We start from the raw sequence: 1,310 nt of genomic DNA, 5'->3' as shown, positions 1-1,310 counted from the left end.
GCGGGCGGCAGGAAGTACTCGAGTCAGCCCGCCCGGCGTCCTGCGGCACGTTACGGGCGGCCAACCCGATCACGAAAACCGCTACCCCCAATACAGGTCGGAAGTACTGCCGCAGTACGTCCACGACGGGCGGGGCTGCCTTGTACTTCCCGGATGCCTGCCGGCCGTAGAGCCAACGCTTGCCGGTGCGGCGGTTGATGCCGATGATCCGGCAGGCTTCCGTGTTCCCTATTCCGTATTCCTCCCGCTCACGGTCCAGCTTCCTGGGCCCCTGAGCCGCCGATCCTTCCGGATCTCGAAGTCCATCGCACCCCTCGAACTGGGGTGTTGTGACGACCACTGGAAGGGAAGCGCGCCGGTGGGACTCACTGTGTGCCGTGGGTCGGTGGGTCAGTGGTCGGAGTAGCTGAAGTCGCCCACGGTCCAGGCACTGACGTCCTCGATCGCGACGCGGTACATCCCGCCTGTCTCCGGGATCCCCACCGTACCCTGCAGGATCCGGGCGACGTGGAAATGCAGATGCGTGGGCGCCCCGTCCTTCCTCGCGGGGGCGTCGAAAACGCCGGAGAACTCGCCCAGGTCGGCGGAGTCCGTCAGCACCTCAAACACCCTCTGCCTCCACATGGCTTCCGGAGCCAGCCGACCGGTGATGACGGCACCACTGGTGACCACGGTCAGGGGCATCTGATTGCTCTGCCCGGATTCCACGAGGGCGGCTATCGCAACGAGCAGCTCGTCAGGTTTCGGCATGGGATCGGATTCTATGCACCCGCCCGCCCGGGCGGCTTGGACGATGGCACAACCGGGTGAGACGGGCGCATACGGCTCCCCTGGTGCCGCACTACAGGTCAGGGGTGCGCATGTGCGGCGGCTGCGAGCCAGGGGCGTGCTTCGAGGCATTGGCCGGCTGCTGTCCGGCTGCCGCAGGTCTTCTGACGACCGGACCGGGCGGCCTGAAGTGACGAGGGGCCGCCGTGAGCAGGACCGCAGTTGACGCGGTCGCAGTACCAGCAGTATGCAGTCCCTGTTTGCAAGTGATTGGTTCCCGAGGGAAGTACGGAGGAGTCGAGCACCATCAGGATCGCCCGGGCGGGAGACGCGAGCCCGGGTACCGCAGGACCTCGATAGGTAGGTGGTCTCCGGTGTCGCATCCGCGACCCCCGCACCCCGTCGGAGTACCAGGCGGCTGGGCGGAAACAGAAGGCCTGCGCAGCACTAGGTGTTCTGTCCACGGAGGTTGGTGACGCAGTTCTCGGCTGAGAGATCTTGAAATGGGTGAGGGCCTTCTGGCCTGGTGTGGATTGCGACAT

1 protein-coding gene and 1 pseudogene are annotated in these 1,310 nt (G+C 66.0%); both read right to left on the bottom strand.

The features are described 5' to 3' along the window. Window positions 1–121 precede the first annotated feature (121 nt). A pseudogene (locus AB0L59_RS42250) lies at window positions 122–306 on the bottom strand (IS30 family transposase); the annotation flags it as partial. Window positions 307–390: 84 nt separating this feature from the next. After that, the gene (locus tag AB0L59_RS42245) at window positions 391–750 is read right to left on the bottom strand and encodes a hypothetical protein (protein WP_365593534.1); all 360 of its coding nucleotides are present in this window, start codon (window positions 748–750) and stop codon (window positions 391–393) included. Window positions 751–1,310: the final 560 nt, after the last annotated feature.

It is taken from the genome of Streptomyces sp. NPDC052109 (assembly GCF_040680195.1).
In the GTDB taxonomy this organism is placed as follows: domain Bacteria; phylum Actinomycetota; class Actinomycetes; order Streptomycetales; family Streptomycetaceae; genus Streptomyces.
Note: the sequence above shows the minus strand (reverse complement) of the source record. Positions and strands in the feature narration are given on the sequence as shown.